Below are 15,839 nucleotides of genomic sequence, written 5' to 3' on the forward strand. Positions count from 1 at the left end.
ATTCAATCTTGATTAGGGGAGCATATTCCCTCCCCCATATCACATCAGGCTTTGGCAACCATTCTTAACAAATATTGCCCATATGCATTCTTTGCCAACGGTGCGGCAAGTTCACGGACCTGGTCGGCATTGATAAACTTCTGGCGATAGGCAATCTCTTCTGGACACGCGACTTTCAACCCCTGACGTGTCTCAATGGTCTGAATAAAGTTACTCGCTTCAATCATGCTTTCATGGGTGCCGGTATCAAGCCAGGCATAACCACGGCCCATCATGGCCACCGACAGATTGCCTTGCTCCAGGTAGATACTGTTCACATCGGTGATTTCCAGTTCACCACGCGGCGACGGCTTCAGGCTCTTGGCGATCTCCACCACGCTGTTGTTGTAGAAATAGAGGCCCGTCACTGCATAATTGCTCTTGGGCTCCAACGGCTTCTCCTCCAGTGAAATAGCGATGCCCTGCTTATCAAATTCCACCACCCCATAACGCTCAGGGTTATTCACGTGATAGGCAAAGACGGTGGCGCAGCTCTCTTTGGCCGCAGCCGCCTCCAGCTGTTTCTGCAGATTATGGCCATAGAAGATGTTGTCGCCCAACACCAATGCACAAGGGTCTGAACCGATAAATTCTTCGCCCAAAATAAAGGCTTGCGCCAGGCCATCCGGGCTCAGTTGCACCTTGTATTGCAGATTCAAGCCCCACTGGCTGCCATCACCCAGCAGTTGTTCAAAGCGGGGGGTATCTTGCGGTGTGCTGATGATCAAAATATCGCGAATACCGGCCAGCATCAGGGTGCTCAGTGGGTAGTAGATCATCGGCTTGTCATAGATGGGCAGTAGCTGCTTGCTGACAGCCATGGTGACGGGATAGAGACGGGTGCCAGATCCACCGGCCAGAATAATACCTTTACGTTTGGTCATGTTGCTTACTTCTTATTTTTTAAACTGCAAAATAAAAGGGTGGCCTGATGCCACACCTTTACATTTTATCCCTGCCGACAAGGGATGCGTTCAACACATCCTTGCCAGTGATTTACTTGCCCAATATCTCGGCCAACATCCTCTCCACACCGACTTTCCAATCCGGCAGTACCAATTCGAAGGTTCGCTGGAATTTGCTGGTATCAAGGCGGGAGTTATGGGGGCGTTTGGCCGGAGTCGGGAAGGCGCTAGTCGGGACCGCATTGAGCTGCTTGACCGCCAGTTCAACCCCTGCCTCTGTGGCTTTGGCAAACACCAACCGTGCGTAGTCAAACCAGGTGGTGGTACCGGAGGCGATCAGGTGGTATAGCCCAGCGACCTCAGGTTTATTCTGCGCCACGCGGATCGCATGAGCGGTGCAGTCGGCCAGTAGTTCGGCTCCGGTTGGGGCGCCAAACTGATCATTGATGACCGACATTTCACTGTGCTCCTTGCCAAAGCGCAGCATGGTCTTGGCAAAGTTGGCACCACGGGCGGCATATACCCAGCTGGTGCGGAAGATAAGATGGCGAGCACAAAGCGCTGCTACCTGTTCCCCTGCCAACTTGGTCTCCCCATAGACGTTGAGCGGTGCTGTCTCATCGCTCTCGACCCAAGGGCGTTCGCCACTGCCATCGAAGACGTAATCGGTGGAGTAGTGAACCAGCCAGGCACCCTGCGCTTCGGCTTCTTTGGCAATCGCGGCCACGCTGGTGGCGTTGAGCAGCTCGGCGAATTCCCGCTCGCTCTCCGCCTTGTCGACGGCGGTGTGGGCCGCTGCATTGACAATCACATCCGGCTTGAGCAGGCGCACTGTTTCGGCCACCCCGGCAGGGTTGCTGAAATCACCGCAATAATCGGTGGAATCGAAGTCGACGGCGGTGACTCGGCCCAACGGGGCGAGTGAGCGCTGCAACTCCCAGCCTACCTGGCCATTCTTGCCGAACAACAGGATATGCATCAGGCACGCTCCCCGTAGTTTTGCTCGATTCAGGATTGATAGGCCCCGCTCTTGACGTTACCGACCCACTGCTGATTTTCCAGGTACCACAGCACGGTTTTGCGAATTCCGGATTCGAAAGTCTCTTGTGGTTGCCAATCCAGCTCGGAGCTCATCTTGCTGGCATCGATGGCATAACGGCGGTCGTGACCGGGGCGGTCGGTCACATAGGTGATTTGGTCGCGATAAGATCCTGCTTTCGGCACCATCTCATCGAGCAGATCGCAGATGGTATGCACCACCTCCAGGTTCTGCTTCTCATTGTGACCACCGATGTTATAGGTCTCGCCCACCACACCAGTGGTCACCACCTTGTAGAGGGCACGAGCGTGATCTTCCACATAGAGCCAGTCACGGATCTGATCTCCCTTGCCATAGACAGGCAACGGTTTGCCATCTAGTGCGTTGAGGATCACCAAGGGGATCAGCTTCTCGGGGAAGTGGAACGGGCCGTAGTTATTGGAGCAGTTGGTGACCACGGTCGGCAAGCCGTAAGTACGACGCCAGGCACGGACCAGATGGTCGCTCGATGCCTTGGAGGCAGAATAGGGGCTGCTAGGAGAATAGGGGGTGGTTTCGGTAAAGAGCGGCAGTTCAACGCCGGGGGCCACCTCATCGGGATGAGGCAGGTCGCCATACACCTCGTCAGTGGAGATATGGTGGAAGCGGAAGGCCGCCTTACCCATCTCGTCCAGACCATTCCAGTAGGTGCGAGCAGCTTCCAGCAGCATGTAGGTGCCGACGATATTGGTTTCGATGAAATCGGCAGGGCCGGTGATGGAGCGATCGACGTGGCTCTCTGCCGCCAGATGCATCACGGCATCGGGTTGGTGGGCGGCAAAGACGCGATCCAGCTCGGCGCGGTTGCAGATATCTACCTGCTCGAACGCATAACGAGCGCTGGCTGAAACCTCTGCCAAGGACTCCAGATTACCTGCATAGGTCAGCTTGTCGAGGTTGATCACTGAGTCTTGGGTATGCTGGATAATATGGCGAACCACGGCAGAACCAATAAAACCGGCACCACCAGTCACAAGGATTTTCATTGGAAGGTTCCTGATTTCAATATAACGAAATGGAAAGGCAAGATTTTTTGTAATGATTTACTGCTGTACGCCACCGTAATTTCTCTGTGAGAAATAAAAATGCAGCTGTGGTGACATAGTAAAATGTTGGTCTACTCACGGCGAAACACTTTGAAGGTGTGTTCCTAAAGTGCTTGAAAAATGGCCTCCTCACTTTATTGAGCCCAATTATTCCAAAAGTATCGCTTTCATTTACTTCAAAACTACCTAAATGGGCCTCCTTAGAGGCCCAGTTGATGGCTGAGAATTGCTGCGCATGAAATCTGAACACTTTGAGAACACAACCTAGCCCAGCAAATAAGATCAAAAGAGTATGTGGCACAACACACATGAGTATGTTTGTAGTGGTCTAATCATCCCGGACATCATTTTAGGTGGTACAGTCGCCACCATGACTTGAGGTGTTCAATGACAAGATTACGTCGCTCATTTACTGCTGAATTCAAACTCGAAGCCGCATCCCTGGTACTCGACCAGGGATACTCTGTCCCCGAAGCCAGCCGTTCACTGGATGTCGGTGAAACCATACTTCGCCGATGGGTTCAGCAGCTTCAATCCGAACGAACCGGCACCACCCCAATCGGCAAAGCGCTGACCCCGGAGCAGCAGAAAATCCAGGAGCTGGAAGCCCGTATCAACCGGCTCGAGCGCGAAAAGGACATTCTAAAAAAGGCTACGGCTCTCTTGATGACGGACGAGTTCAAACGTACGCGCTGATAGACCGATTAAGAGAGCAAGCCCCCATCACTCTGGTCTGCTGCGCTTTCGATGTTCCAACATCCTGCTTTTACGACTATCTGGCCCGCAAGCGGACGATTAACCGTGAGCGGATGCAGCAACGCAGCGAGTTGCGCCGTTTGTTCAAAGAAAGCCGGAACTCAGCGGGCAGCCGCGCCTTGATGTCGATGATGCGGGAGTTGGGGTATCAGATTGGCCGATTCAAAGTGCGCAGTCTGATGAAGGAGGTCGGTCTGGTATCCAAGCAACCGGGCGCTCATCGCTATCAGGTCGCCCGGTCTGAGCGACCGGATATTCCCAATCTGCTGGCCCGTGAATTTGATGTCCAGCAACCCAATCAGGTGTGGTGTGACGATATCACCTATGTCTGGGCCGGTGGCCGTTGGCATTACCTGGCCGCAGTGCTCGACCTTCATACCCGGCGGGTCGTGGGCTGGGCGATATCTGACAAACCTGATGCGGAGCTGGCAATAAAAGCGCTCGAGATGGCCTATCAGCAGCGGGGTTGCCCATCAGGTGTGCTGTTTCACTCCGACCAAGGCAGCCAATATGGCAGCCGGGCATTTCGGCAGCGGCTGTGGCGCTATCGCATGACCCAGAGCATGAGTCGGCGTGGTAACTGCTGGGATAACGCACCGATGGAGCGGTTGTTCAGGAGCCTGAAGTCAGAATGGCTCCCGGCAACGGGCTATATGAACCAGCGAGAAGCGAAGCGGGATATCAGTTACTACCTGATGGATTACTACAACTGGCGGCGTCCACATCAACACAATGACGGGATCGCGCCCGCAAAAGCCGAGGATCGGCCTAACCAAGTGTCCGGATTTAGTTGACCACTACAGTTCTATGTCAGGCAAAACTATTCAAACAGGCAAAGACATATGCTACCGCCCTTGAGTTACAGCTCCCAACATGCTGCTTTTAACCTGATTTTGCGCGCTGTTGGTCATCATATCCTCCAGCTTCTTGTTTTACTTGATGTTTGACAATGGCGTCACATCACATTGCTCACCAGGTATTCCTGGTGCCTGCATTGCCCACATCTTGGGCAGTTAACCCGATTTTGGGCCAGATTCTATCTCGTTTGGCCTGTGAATGAACAGTCAAAACATCACAGGCTTCATATCCACGACGGACTCATTGATATCTTTATAGCTATTGTTAACGCTCCACCAAAGAATCCTAATCCCAACAATGGGAGACATAGACTTACCTGGCCGTAACTATTATAGAAGAGAAAAGTCACTTGTTTTCAAATTCTTACAAACGATGTGAGTGGACATGACATCAGAACCAAGATTGTGTTGCCAGGCATGGCCTCCACGCTGTAAACCGCCTAAAGCATGAGGATTCCTCGGCCCCGGCCCGTGCGATAGGAACGGTCGCAACCCTTGGTACTGAAGTGCTGGGTGAGCCCAAGGTTGCCGTTAGCTTTGGTTGAGGGGTCATGAATCCGCCAGGTACGGAGTGAGGCGGAGCGATGATAATAAAGGCAGACACGATTCAGTCCCGATACAGGGGGGTTATGTAGGATCCTCGTTGACTCTCCCCCTTAGACACCCTCTAATTGACAGCCTGGACCCTTATCATCATGCATCTTATGAAAATCCTACTGGTCGAAGACGACAAGCTGCTCAATCATCACCTCACCACGCTGTTGACCGAGGCCCAGAATCAAGTTCACAGCACCGACAGTGCCCAGGTGGCGCTGCACTATGCGGCCGACTACCCCATCGACGTGGGCATCATCGATCTGGGCCTGCCGGACATGGACGGTCTGCAGCTCATCAGCCGGCTGCGCGAACAGCAGATCCCCTTCCCCATCATAGTCCTGACGGCCCGGGGCAACTGGCAAGACAAGGTGGAGGGTCTGGAGGCCGGTGCCGACGACTATCTGGTCAAGCCGTTCCAGAAAGACGAGCTGCTGGCCCGCCTCAATGCCCTGGTTCGCCGCAGCGCCGGTTTCATCTCCCCCAGGGTGAAGGCGGGTGACTACGAGCTGGATCTCTCCCGCAAGGAGCTCACCGTCGCCGGCGAAGTCACTGTGCTCACCAGTTTCGAGTATCTGATCCTGGAATACCTGATGCGCAACGCCCGCCAGGTGGTTTCCAAGCAACAGCTGCTGGATCAACTCTATGGCGATGGCGAAGGGGATCCGAACACCATAGAGGTGATGGTGAGCCGACTGCGCAAGAAGCTGGATCCGGAAGGGGTCATAGCCCCCATCTCCACCATCCGCCGTCAGGGTTACATCTTCAATCTCTCCTGCAGCTGATGCCCCGTTTCATGCTGCACCCCATGCAACTGATCCGCCGCTCGCTGCACCTCAAGCTGATGCTGAGCGCCATGCTGGTCATCGCAATCATCATGACCTTCTCCGTCTATATCCTCTATCTTGGCCACGCCGAGGAGCAGGCGCAGAAAGCCAGCATCCGCATGCAGGAGAATCTCTCCAAGCTCTTCTCCTCCAAGCAGCCCGATCCCCATGCCATTACGGATCTTGGCAACATCACCCCGGATGCCATCGACCCCAATCTCGACACCCTTATCTGCCGCTCCGACGGTGAGCTGAGCTGGTCCAGCCTGCACATGCCTGAGGTGATCACCATGAAGGGGACCATCTGCCGGGATCTGATGAAATACCTTGGCGGTCTGGATCAGGACTATTTCTTCAAGCTGCACACCATCAAGAACGGCGAGAGCTACTTCATCTACAGCCTGCGCTTCCTGCGCAACCACGGCGACGGCCCCACCACCTACTACGTGGTCATGGTCGATTCCGCCAAGCGTTACCAGGCCCAGACCCGGGAGTATCTCTACCGCTGCATTCGTCAGGCGCTGCTCTCTTATTGCCTGCTCGGGGCCCTGCTGCTGCTCACCAGCTTCTGGAGTCTCTCCTCCCTGCGCACCATGGCGCGGCAGATTGACGAGATCCGCGCAGGCTCCCGGGAGTCGCTCTCCAACGACTACGAGCGGGAGCTGACGCCGCTGACCGAGTCGGTCAACCAGCTGCTGGAGAACGAACGCCAGCAGACCCAGCGTTATCAGCACGCCCTGAACGATCTGGCCCACAGCCTGAAAACCCGGCTGGCGCTCATCCAGATCACCGCCCAGGAGCTCAAGCTCGGCCACGATATCCATGACAATATCAGTGAGCAGATCACCACCATGGATCAGATCATCCAGTACCAGCTGCGCCGGGCCGTCACCGGACGAAAACGCCTTGCCAGCAAGGGTACCGAGCCTGTGCCCCTCATCGAGAAGCTGCTGGCCAGCCTCACCAAGGTCTACCGCCACAAGAAGCTGCAGACCGTCTTCCAGTTTGATGACGACGTCTTCTTTCACGGTGAACAGGGCGATCTGATGGAGTTGATGGGCAACCTGCTCGACAACGCCTGCAAGTTCGCCATAAGCGAGATCCAGGTGCGGGTCAACCGCCAGGGCAGCGGCCTGCTCATCGTGGTGGAAGACGACGGCCCCGGCATAGACCCCGGCAAATCGCAGCAGATCTTCCAGCGCGGCGTGCGGGCAGACAGCTCCCCCGGCCAGGGAATAGGGCTAGCGGTGGTGACCGAAATCGTGCACAGCTATGGCGGCAAGATCCGGGTTGACGAGTCACCGCTTGGCGGCGCCAGGTTCCATATCACCCTCCCCTGATACCGCGATAAGGGCTCATCCCATGGGCCCTTCCTTACCTCTATCTCCATGCAGGCTCTGCCCTGCCTGGATCCAGCACCTTCCAGATCCTTCCATCATTCCCAGACCACTTTATGAGGATTCACCGGCCCTGCCACATCCTCCTGGATACGGCGTCACCTATGGTTCCCTCATAGGGGGAATGCCACGACACCAGGTGGACAGACATAAAAAAACCGGCCGCAAGGGCCGGTGAAACAGTTCAGGCTTGTCAGGTGACAATTCGCACCCAGCGGATGAAGACAGCTTCCAATTCCCTGTGAAACCCTGCCCTCTTGAGTACGTGATGTCACTCTACGCCAGGGTCACTGAATCGGGACTGAACCATTTGTGCATTCTTTATCCGCCTCAGAGGCGGAACCCGAGGGACTGGCGCAGATAGGCGCCCGCCCCCAGCAGGCCGGGGCCCTCATGGGTGATGAGGAACACCGGGATGTCTTTCAGATAAGGCTTGAAGCGACCCTTGTCCTCGAAGGCGACCCGAAAGCCGGAGCCGATGAAGAACTCCTGGAAGCGGGGCACAATACCGCCGGCGATATAGACGCCGCCGAAGGTGCCCATATTGAGGGCCAGGTTGCCGGCAAAACGGCCCATGAGCACGCAGAACAGGCTCAGGGTGCGGCGGCAATCGAGGCAGTCACCCGCCAGCGCCCGCTCGGTGATGTCTTTGGGGGCAAAGGGCTCGGGTTCACGGCCATCGGATTTGACCAGGCCGCGATAGAGATTGACCAGCCCCGGGCCTGAGAGGAAACGCTCGGCAGACACATGGCCCAGCTCGCCACGCATCACCTGCAGCACCGCATCTTCCTCTTCCGTGTTGGCGGCAAAGTCCACGTGACCGCCCTCCCCCGGCAGACTGAGCCACTGCTCGCCCGCCTGCACCAGGTGCGCCACCCCAAGGCCGGTGCCTGCGCCATAGATGGCGATGGGCTTGCCGGCCACGGGGGCGGCCCCCCCGAGCTGGATGCGATCCGCCTCAGCCAGCACCGGGACGGCCATGGAGACGGCGGTGAAATCGTTGATCACCTGCAGGCGATCCAGGCCCAGGTTGCTCTGCATCTCGTGGATGGAGAACTCCCAGCTGTGGTTGGTCATGGCGACCCAGTCGCCGTTGATGGGACAGGCGATGGCGATGCAGGCTTCGCCCACCTTGACGCCATGCTCCTCCAGATAGAGGCGCATCACGGCCTCGAGGCTGGGGTGGGCCAGCCCGGAATAGGTCTTTGCCTGGGAAATGGCGCCGGTCGCCAACTCGCAGAGGGCCAGCCGGGCATTGGTACCGCCTACGTCGCCCACCAGCGCATGGGTATGCTGCATAACAAACTCCTTCGTTACCGACTCGGGGCGGCCCTTACCGTCCCGACATTGTTATTTGGTTGCAATACTACCCGAGCCCCTTCCCTTGCGGCGCGTCGGATGAATGCAACTGTGCGCCCGCTCACAGTGTTGTTGCTTTGCAACATTTGTAAGCGTTTTCAAGGGTCGGATGGAAGTTTGTAACCAAAAGCACGAAATAATTAGACATGAGTCATACTTTGTGGGGACGAGATTAGTTCCGATAAGCGCTTGTCTTGTATAGTCATCAAGTAGATTGGAAACCTGCTTGAGCTGTGAATTTAGTGCACAGACACTGAAGTTAAATTACAAAAATGCCTGGTGGTAATGATGAATACCCTCGATAAAATTACGAACAATTTGGAAAGTTTCAGTAAATCAGAGCGTAAGGTGGCTGAAGTGATCCTGGCGTCGCCCCAGACCGCCATTCACTCCAGCATTGCCACCCTCGCCAAGCTGGCCGATGTCAGCGAACCGACCGTCAATCGCTTCTGCCGTCGTCTCGATACCAAGGGCTTCCCCGACTTCAAGCTGCACCTGGCCCAGAGCCTGGCCAACGGCACCCCTTATGTGAACCGCCACGTGGAAGCGGAAGACGGGCCCGATACCTATACCGCCAAGATCTTCGAATCCACCATGGCCTGTCTCGATGCCGCCAAGAACAGCCTGGACATCTCCGCCATCAACCGCTGCGTCGATATCCTGACCCAGTCCAAGAAGATCAGCTTCTTCGGCCTGGGCGCCTCTTCCGCCGTGGCCCGCGATGCCCAGAACAAATTCTTCCGCTTCAACATCCCCGTGGTGAGCTTCGACGACATCGTCATGATGCGCATGAGCTGCATCAACAGCAGCGAAGGGGATGTGGTGGTGCTGATCTCCCACACCGGCCGCACCAAGGCGCTGGTGGAAATCGCGGCCCTGGCCCGTGAAAACGATGCCACCGTCATCGGCATGACCGCCAAGGATTCCCCCCTGGCCCGGGAGTGCAACCTGGTGCTCTCCATGGATGTGCCGGAAGACACCGACGTCTATATGCCGATGGCGTCCCGCATCGCCCAGCTGGCCCTGGTGGACGTGCTGGCAACCGGCTTTACCCTGCGCCGTGGCATGAAATTTCGCGAAAACCTGAAGAAAGTCAAAGAAGGTTTGCGCGAATCCCGCTTTGATACCCCGCATAATTCCTGAATCATTCGGGGGTCCGCCCCCGACTGTCTATGCCACCGGGCTTGGTGTAGTATCGTAATTTAATAACACAAGGCCACCCAGATGGCCTGCAAGCAGGCGCCATGCCACATGCTTGACGGGGCAGTATTTCAAGTCATATCAACTTCACATTGGAGTCTTTCATGCCAAGACGTACAAAGATTGTAACCACACTCGGTCCGGCGACCGATCGCGACGGCATCCTCGAGGGGATCATTCGCGCCGGTGCCGACATGGTGCGGATGAACTTCTCTCACGGCACTCCTGAAGATCATATCCTGCGCGCCAACCAGGTGCGTGAAATCGCCGCCAAGCTGGGCCGTCATGTGGCCATCATGGGGGACCTGCAAGGCCCCAAGATCCGCGTTTCCACCTTCAAGGATGGCAAGATCTACCTCGCCATCGGTGACAAGTTCATTCTCGATGCCGCCCTCGGCAAGGGGGAAGGCTGCCAGGAGCAGGTCGGCATCGACTACAAGAGTCTGCCAAACGACGTGGTAGCCGGCGACATCCTGCTGCTGGACGATGGCCGCGTGCAACTGAAAGTCGAGCAGGTCGAAGGCACCCGCATTCACACCACAGTCACAGTGGCCGGGCCTCTCTCCAACAACAAGGGCATCAACAAGAAAGGGGGCGGTCTCTCCGCTCCGGCCCTGACCGAGAAGGACAAGGAAGACATCAAGACCGCCGCCCGCATGAACGTGGACTACCTGGCCGTCTCCTTCCCCCGCAGCGGCGATGATCTGCGCTACGCCCGCGAACTGGCCCGCGAAGCCGGCTCCAACGCCAAGATAGTGGCCAAGGTCGAGCGCGCCGAAACCGTCGCCAGCGACGAGGCGATGGAAGACATCATCCTCGGCTCCGATGCCGTCATGGTGGCCCGTGGCGATCTCGGCGTCGAGATCGGCGACCCCGAACTGGTGGGCGTGCAGAAGAAGCTCATTCGTCACTCCCGTCGCCTGAACCGCGTGGTCATCACCGCGACCCAGATGATGGAGTCCATGATCAACGCCCCGCTGCCGACCCGCGCCGAGGTGATGGACGTGGCCAACGCCGTGCTGGACGGTACAGATGCTGTGATGCTCTCCGCCGAGACCGCCGCTGGCCAGTTCCCCATAGAGACGGTCACCTCCATGGCCAGCGTCTGCGTGGGTGCCGAGAAGCACCCTAGCCTGAACGTCTCCAACCACCGCATGAGCTACACCTTCACCTCGGTGGAAGAGGCCGTGGCCATGTCCACCATGTATGCCGCCAACCACCTGGAAGGGGTCAAGGCGATAGTGGCACTGACCGAGTCCGGCACCACACCGCTGCTGATGTCCCGCATCAGCTCAGGCCTGCCGATCTTCGCCATGTCTCCCCACAACAAGACGCTAGCCTGGACCAACCTCTACCGCGGTGTCACCCCTGTGCTGTTCGACGGCGACGAGAGCAAGCCGGTCTACGAGGTGTGCCGCGAGGCGCTGGACGTGCTCAAGGCCAAGGGCCTGGTCCAGAGCGGCGACATGGTGCTGCTGACCCACGGCGACAAGATGGAAACCGTGGGCAGTACCAACACCTGCAAGGTGATGATGGTCGAGTAATCCCTCGCTTGGACATAGACAACAACGGCTCCCGCGGGAGCCGTTTTTTATGGCGCCAAACCAGGTTCAGCCACGAAACAGCTCCACCTTGTCCCCATCCTGCAGGCTGCCGGCGCCGCGTACCACCACCCTGTCCCCCTGCTTGAGGGCCCCGCTCACCGCCACCTGCCGATTGTCCCCGAACAGCACAGTCACCGGCACCCGGTTCACGGTCAGTGCCTCACCGCGCTGCTCCACCTGATAGACCACGCTCCCCTCGGTGCCGAGCACCAGGGCATCCCGCGGCAGCAACATGGTCTGCTGCTCCACGAGCGGCAGCGCCACTCGCACCGGCGAGCCTATGATGAAACGACCCGGCTCTGGCCTGAGGCGCAGCTCGATGAGGCGCGACTTGGGATCGGCGCTCGCCGCCCGCTGGTAATAGACGGCGTGGCCGCTGAGCTGCTCCCCTTCCACCCGCAACCTGGCCTTAGCTTCCAGCTGGCTGGCCCAGACGATGGGGGCCCGCAGCCGGATGTCAGGCTGCGCCGGGTTGACCAGCTCCAGCGCCCGCTCCCCCGCGTCCACATGCTCCCCCGGCTGGATGAAGTGCTCGTTCACTACCCCATCGAAGGGGGCGAAGATGTGGGTTCTTTGCAACTGCTCCTCGATCTGGCGCACCTGTACCCGGGCCAGCTGCTCCGCCAGCTCGGCCTGCTCTACTTCATAGCGCGCCTTGTCGTACTGGCTCTGGGAGGCACTCTTCTGCTGGTGCAGCCGCTCGAGGCGCTGGAACTCGGCGCGGGCGTAGCGCAGCTTGCTCGCCTCCCTCGCTTGCTCGGCCCGGGACTGCTCCAGGGAGAGGTGCAGGGTGGCGGCGTCCAGGCGCAGTAGCTCGTCCCCCGCCTTCACCCGGCTGCCGAACTCGGCAATCCACTCCACCCGACCACTCACCTCTGCGCTCAGCGCCGCCTGCTGGCGGCTCGCGACAGTGCCGCTGACCCAGATGCTGGCCCCCGCCTCCCCCTGGGTCACGGCCGCCAGGGTCACCACCTTTGCCCCGGCAGGCCCTGCTGCCAGCAGGGCCAGGGTCATCATCATCCTTGTGAACATCTGTATCATCGATAGGCTCCTTCTCAGGCCCGCTGCCGGATGGCGTGGGGCGCGTCGACCCGCTCACCCAGCCGCAGGAAGGCGGGTAACAGGACCAGGGTGAACAGGGTACTGCAACTCATGCCGCCGACGATGACGGTGGCGAGCCCGCGGTAGATTTCGCTGCCCTCGCTCGGGCTCAGCATCAGCGGCAGCATGCCGAAGATGCTGGTGAGGCTGGTCATGGCAATGGGCCTCATCCGGCTTTGCAGGGCATCGGCCACCGCCGACTGGCGGCTCATTCCTTCCCGCTCGGCCATGCGGGTCTGGTGCACCAGCAGGATGGCGTTGTTGACTACCAGCCCCAGCAGGATCACGAAACCGATGATGGTGAGCAAGTCCATCGGCAGCGGCACCAGCAGGCCGCTCAGGTGCAGCGCCAGCACGCCGCCCACTGTGGCGAGCGGCAGGGTCAGCAGCACCAGCACGGCATCCTTGAGGGAGGCGAAGACCCCCCACAGCAAGATGAGCAGTATCATCACGGCGAACAGGAAGATGCCGCCGAGGTTGTCCAGGGCCTGCTGCAGGCTGTCGGCGTTGCCGGCAACCCTCAGCTCGCCCCCGACCGGCAACAGCGGCCGGATGGCGGCGAAGCTCTTGGTCTGCAGGGTCTCCAGCACCTGCTCCATGCTCATCCCCTCAGGCGGGGTGATCTGCAGGCTGATGCTGCGCCGCCCGTCGGCCCGAAAGATGCTCTCAGGCCCGAGGCCAGGCTCCACCCGCAGCAACTCGCCGAGGGGGACTATGCGCCCGGACGGAGTCGCGAGCGGCACCGCCTTCAGCTCGTCCGGATTGGCGGAGGCCTGGCCCATCAGCAGGATGTCGAGCCGCTCCTCCCCGTCGAAATACTCGCCGACCCGCAGGCCGTCGCCGAAGGTCTGGATGATGGCGGGCAAGGGGCTGCGATCCCAACCCACCTCGGCCAGACGCCTGTCCTGGGGCACCAGCCGCAGCTCGGGGGCGGTGAAGTCGAGCCCGGGCTCAGGCCTTATCTGGGCCCCCGGCAAGTCGCGCTGCACCATGGCCATACTCTCTCTGGCCGCCTGATAGAGCGCTGGCAACTCGCCCCCCTGGATCAGCAACGAGATGCCGTTCTCGCTGTCGAAGCCGCCAAACAGGGAGCCCTGACCACCGAAGACCCGGGTATCGGGTATGCCCACCAGCAGCTGTTTCATCAGGAGCTGCTCCAGCGCCTTGATCCGGGTCTCGTCCCTGGGGCGCACCCCGATCTGGGCGCCGCCCGGGTAGCGCAATATGTAGTAGTTCTTGAGGGCCGGCTCCTGCTCCCCCTTCATGTAGGGATCCAGCCTGGCAATGAGCGTGTCTATCACCTCCTCCCGCTGGGCCTTGAGATTGACCCCTGGGGTGAAGCTCATCCACACATCGATGGCATCACGCTTGACGTCCGGCAGGTAGTTCATCTTGGGCAGCAGCAGCCAGCTGGCCAGCACGGGCCCGCTCATCATCAGGACGATGAGGGTCCAGCGCCGGGGGGCAGTGCCGGTCCAGCGGATCACATGGCGGGTGGTGCGCTGCCACAGTGATTCATAGGGATCGACCAGTCGCTCGCGCCCCATCCAGCGCGCCGCGACCGCCGGCAGCACGGTGACCGCCACCAGCATGGAGACGGTGACGGCGCAGGCGATGGTCAGCGCCAGATCGGCAAACAGTTGACCTTCTACGTCGTTGAGCAAGAGTACCGGCAGGAAGATGGCGACAGTGGTGAGGGTGGAAGCCACCAGGGCGGTCCACACCCGGCTGGTGCCTTCCAGCGCCGCCTCGGCCTTGCTCAGATCCCCCCGCTCATGGCGCCGGTAGATGCTCTCCAGCACGACGATGGCTGCATCCAGCACCATGCCGACGGCGAAGGCGATCCCCGCCAGGGAGATGATGTTCAGCGTCCTGCCCATCACCTTGAGCAGGCAGAAGGTGAGCATGATGCTGATGGGGATGGCGATCGCTATCATCAGGGTCGCCTTGAGCTGGCGCAGGAAGACCCAGAGGATGGCGCAGGAGAGCAGCACTCCCAGCCCCAGGTTGGCGGTCACCATGCCCACCGCCCGGTTGATGTAGAGGGAGGCGTCGAACGACTGCTCCATGTGCAGACCGACCGGCTCCAGCACCTCGCGGTTGAGCTCCTCCACCTTGAGCTTGATCCCCTCCAGCGCCGCCAGGGCATTGGCCCCGCTCTCCTTGAAGATCTGCGCCGCTATGGCGGTGTTGCCGTTCTGGATGCGCAGCACAGGGTTCTCCTCCCGGGCCAGCCGCACCTCGGCCACATCCCGCAGGTAGATGGGCAGACCATCGCGCCAGTCCACCACCTTGTCCCCCAGCGTCTCGACATCGTAGCGACCGGCGAAGCGCAGCTTGTACTCCCAGCGGCCTATATCGAGGGTGCCGGCCGACACGTCCCAGCCAGTGGTTGCCCGGCTGGCGAGCACGGGTATCTCCACCCCCAGTTCGGCGGCACGATAGGGGTCGAAGCGGATCTGGATTTGACGCTCGTTGATCCCCTCCACCTCCACGGTCGACACCCCGGGGATGCGCTCAAGCTCAGGCTTGACCCTCGCCTCGATCAGCGCCTGATGATCGTCGATCGCCCCCTTGGCACCCGGCAATTGCTGGATGAAGAAGAAGGTGAGGGTGTCGTTGCTGCTGTAGTTGTTGACGTAGGGGCCGCCGATCTTGTCCGGCAGGCCGGAGACCCGGTTCAGGCGCGAGATGACGTCGAGCTGGGCCCGCTGCATGTCGGTGCCGAGGGCAAACTCCATGTCGATTTCGGTAAAGCCGGGATAGCTGTTGCTGGTGAGGTTTTTCAGCCCCTGTACCCCCTGCATCTCCTGCTCTATGGGGTCGGTGATTTCCGACTCCATCTCCTGGGGCGAGGCCGAGCGCCAGTCCACCGAGATGTTGAGGTGAGGACGATCGATGTCGGGAAACAGCTGGACAGGCAGTCCCCGGATGCTGAGCAGGCCCAGCAAAAAAATAAGCACGACCGAGACCGCCACCCAGATGGGGCGTTCGATCGCCGTTTTGGCGAGGTTCATTCACTCTTCCTGAGTTGTTGTTATCGGCCATTCCGCTGGCCTTGCTTCCTGCCCCAAGG

At 59.3% G+C, this 15,839-nt stretch carries 11 protein-coding genes; 5 read left to right on the plus strand and 6 right to left on the minus strand.

Annotation, left to right across the window (positions count from 1 at the left end; genetic code table 11):
- Positions 1–44: 44 nt before the first annotated feature.
- From rfbA to rfbB, 3 genes are all read right to left on the minus strand, one after another.
- Positions 45–923, minus strand: a complete 879-nt coding sequence (rfbA, locus tag G4923_RS01700) for a glucose-1-phosphate thymidylyltransferase RfbA (RefSeq protein ID WP_163135233.1) — start codon at positions 921–923, stop codon at positions 45–47.
- A gap of 112 nt (positions 924–1,035) precedes the next feature.
- Positions 1,036–1,923 (minus strand): dTDP-4-dehydrorhamnose reductase, encoded by an 888-nt coding sequence (gene rfbD, locus G4923_RS01705; protein WP_163135235.1) that lies wholly within the window; start codon positions 1,921–1,923, stop codon positions 1,036–1,038.
- A 29-nt stretch (positions 1,924–1,952) separates the two neighbouring features.
- The gene (gene rfbB / locus G4923_RS01710; RefSeq protein ID WP_163135237.1) at positions 1,953–3,008 is read right to left on the minus strand and encodes a dTDP-glucose 4,6-dehydratase; all 1,056 of its coding nucleotides are present in this window, start codon (positions 3,006–3,008) and stop codon (positions 1,953–1,955) included.
- Between the two features lie 447 nt (positions 3,009–3,455).
- Between rfbB and G4923_RS01715 the strand changes: the two genes are divergently transcribed.
- The 3 genes from G4923_RS01715 (at position 3,456) to G4923_RS01725 (ending at position 7,442) form a co-directional block, all read left to right on the plus strand.
- Positions 3,456–4,618 (plus strand): IS3 family transposase gene (locus G4923_RS01715; protein ID WP_163135240.1). Its coding sequence is split into 2 segments (ribosomal slippage): positions 3,456–3,711 and positions 3,711–4,618, totalling 1,164 coding nucleotides; the frame shifts between segments, so codons are not numbered across the junction.
- Positions 4,619–5,385: 767 nt separating this feature from the next.
- Positions 5,386–6,060, plus strand: a complete 675-nt coding sequence (locus tag G4923_RS01720) for a response regulator (RefSeq protein WP_025327574.1) — start codon at positions 5,386–5,388, stop codon at positions 6,058–6,060.
- A complete protein-coding gene (locus tag G4923_RS01725) occupies positions 6,060–7,442 on the plus strand; it encodes an ATP-binding protein (protein WP_025327575.1) in 1,383 nt (460 codons plus the stop codon). Before G4923_RS01720 ends, G4923_RS01725 begins: the two co-directional genes overlap by 1 nt.
- A gap of 387 nt (positions 7,443–7,829) precedes the next feature.
- On the opposite strand, the gene glk is transcribed toward G4923_RS01725, so the two are convergent.
- On the minus strand, positions 7,830–8,798 hold the full coding sequence (gene glk, locus G4923_RS01730; RefSeq protein WP_163135242.1) for a glucokinase: 969 nt from the start codon (positions 8,796–8,798) through the stop codon (positions 7,830–7,832).
- A gap of 348 nt (positions 8,799–9,146) precedes the next feature.
- Here glk and G4923_RS01735 point away from each other — a divergent pair, with 348 nt between their 5' ends.
- Together G4923_RS01735 and pyk are read left to right on the plus strand one after the other, a co-directional pair.
- Complete coding sequence (locus tag G4923_RS01735; protein ID WP_167402227.1) at positions 9,147–10,001, plus strand: MurR/RpiR family transcriptional regulator; 855 nt, start codon at positions 9,147–9,149, stop codon at positions 9,999–10,001.
- A 161-nt stretch (positions 10,002–10,162) separates the two neighbouring features.
- Positions 10,163–11,602 carry a pyruvate kinase gene (pyk, locus tag G4923_RS01740; protein WP_106886329.1) on the plus strand — a complete coding sequence of 480 codons (1,440 nt, stop codon included), beginning with the start codon at positions 10,163–10,165 and terminating at the stop codon, positions 11,600–11,602.
- A gap of 66 nt (positions 11,603–11,668) precedes the next feature.
- On the opposite strand, the gene G4923_RS01745 is transcribed toward pyk, so the two are convergent.
- On the minus strand, positions 11,669–12,703 hold the full coding sequence (locus G4923_RS01745; protein WP_163135244.1) for an efflux RND transporter periplasmic adaptor subunit: 1,035 nt from the start codon (positions 12,701–12,703) through the stop codon (positions 11,669–11,671).
- A gap of 14 nt (positions 12,704–12,717) precedes the next feature.
- Positions 12,718–15,780 carry an efflux RND transporter permease subunit gene (locus tag G4923_RS01750; protein WP_163135246.1) on the minus strand — a complete coding sequence of 1,021 codons (3,063 nt, stop codon included), beginning with the start codon at positions 15,778–15,780 and terminating at the stop codon, positions 12,718–12,720.
- Between the last annotated feature and the right edge of the window lie 59 nt (positions 15,781–15,839).

Source organism: Aeromonas rivipollensis, assembly GCF_010974825.1.
GTDB lineage: Bacteria > Pseudomonadota > Gammaproteobacteria > Enterobacterales > Aeromonadaceae > Aeromonas > Aeromonas rivipollensis.

Excerpts from the sequence above, each read along its gene's own strand:
- rfbD (WP_163135235.1), bottom strand. The coding sequence starts at position 1,923 with ATGCATATCCTGTTGTTCGGCAAGAATGGCCAGGTAGGCTGGGAGTTG.
- G4923_RS01750 (WP_163135246.1), bottom strand. The coding sequence starts at position 15,780 with ATGAACCTCGCCAAAACGGCGATCGAACGCCCCATCTGGGTGGCGGTC.
- glk (WP_163135242.1), bottom strand. The coding sequence starts at position 8,798 with ATGCAGCATACCCATGCGCTGGTGGGCGACGTAGGCGGTACCAATGCC.
- pyk (WP_106886329.1), top strand. The coding sequence starts at position 10,163 with ATGCCAAGACGTACAAAGATTGTAACCACACTCGGTCCGGCGACCGAT.
- G4923_RS01735 (WP_167402227.1), top strand. The coding sequence starts at position 9,147 with ATGAATACCCTCGATAAAATTACGAACAATTTGGAAAGTTTCAGTAAA.
- G4923_RS01725 (WP_025327575.1), top strand. The coding sequence starts at position 6,060 with ATGCCCCGTTTCATGCTGCACCCCATGCAACTGATCCGCCGCTCGCTG.
- G4923_RS01720 (WP_025327574.1), top strand. The coding sequence starts at position 5,386 with ATGAAAATCCTACTGGTCGAAGACGACAAGCTGCTCAATCATCACCTC.
- G4923_RS01745 (WP_163135244.1), bottom strand. The coding sequence starts at position 12,703 with ATGATACAGATGTTCACAAGGATGATGATGACCCTGGCCCTGCTGGCA.
- rfbB (WP_163135237.1), bottom strand. The coding sequence starts at position 3,008 with ATGAAAATCCTTGTGACTGGTGGTGCCGGTTTTATTGGTTCTGCCGTG.
- rfbA (WP_163135233.1), bottom strand. The coding sequence starts at position 923 with ATGACCAAACGTAAAGGTATTATTCTGGCCGGTGGATCTGGCACCCGT.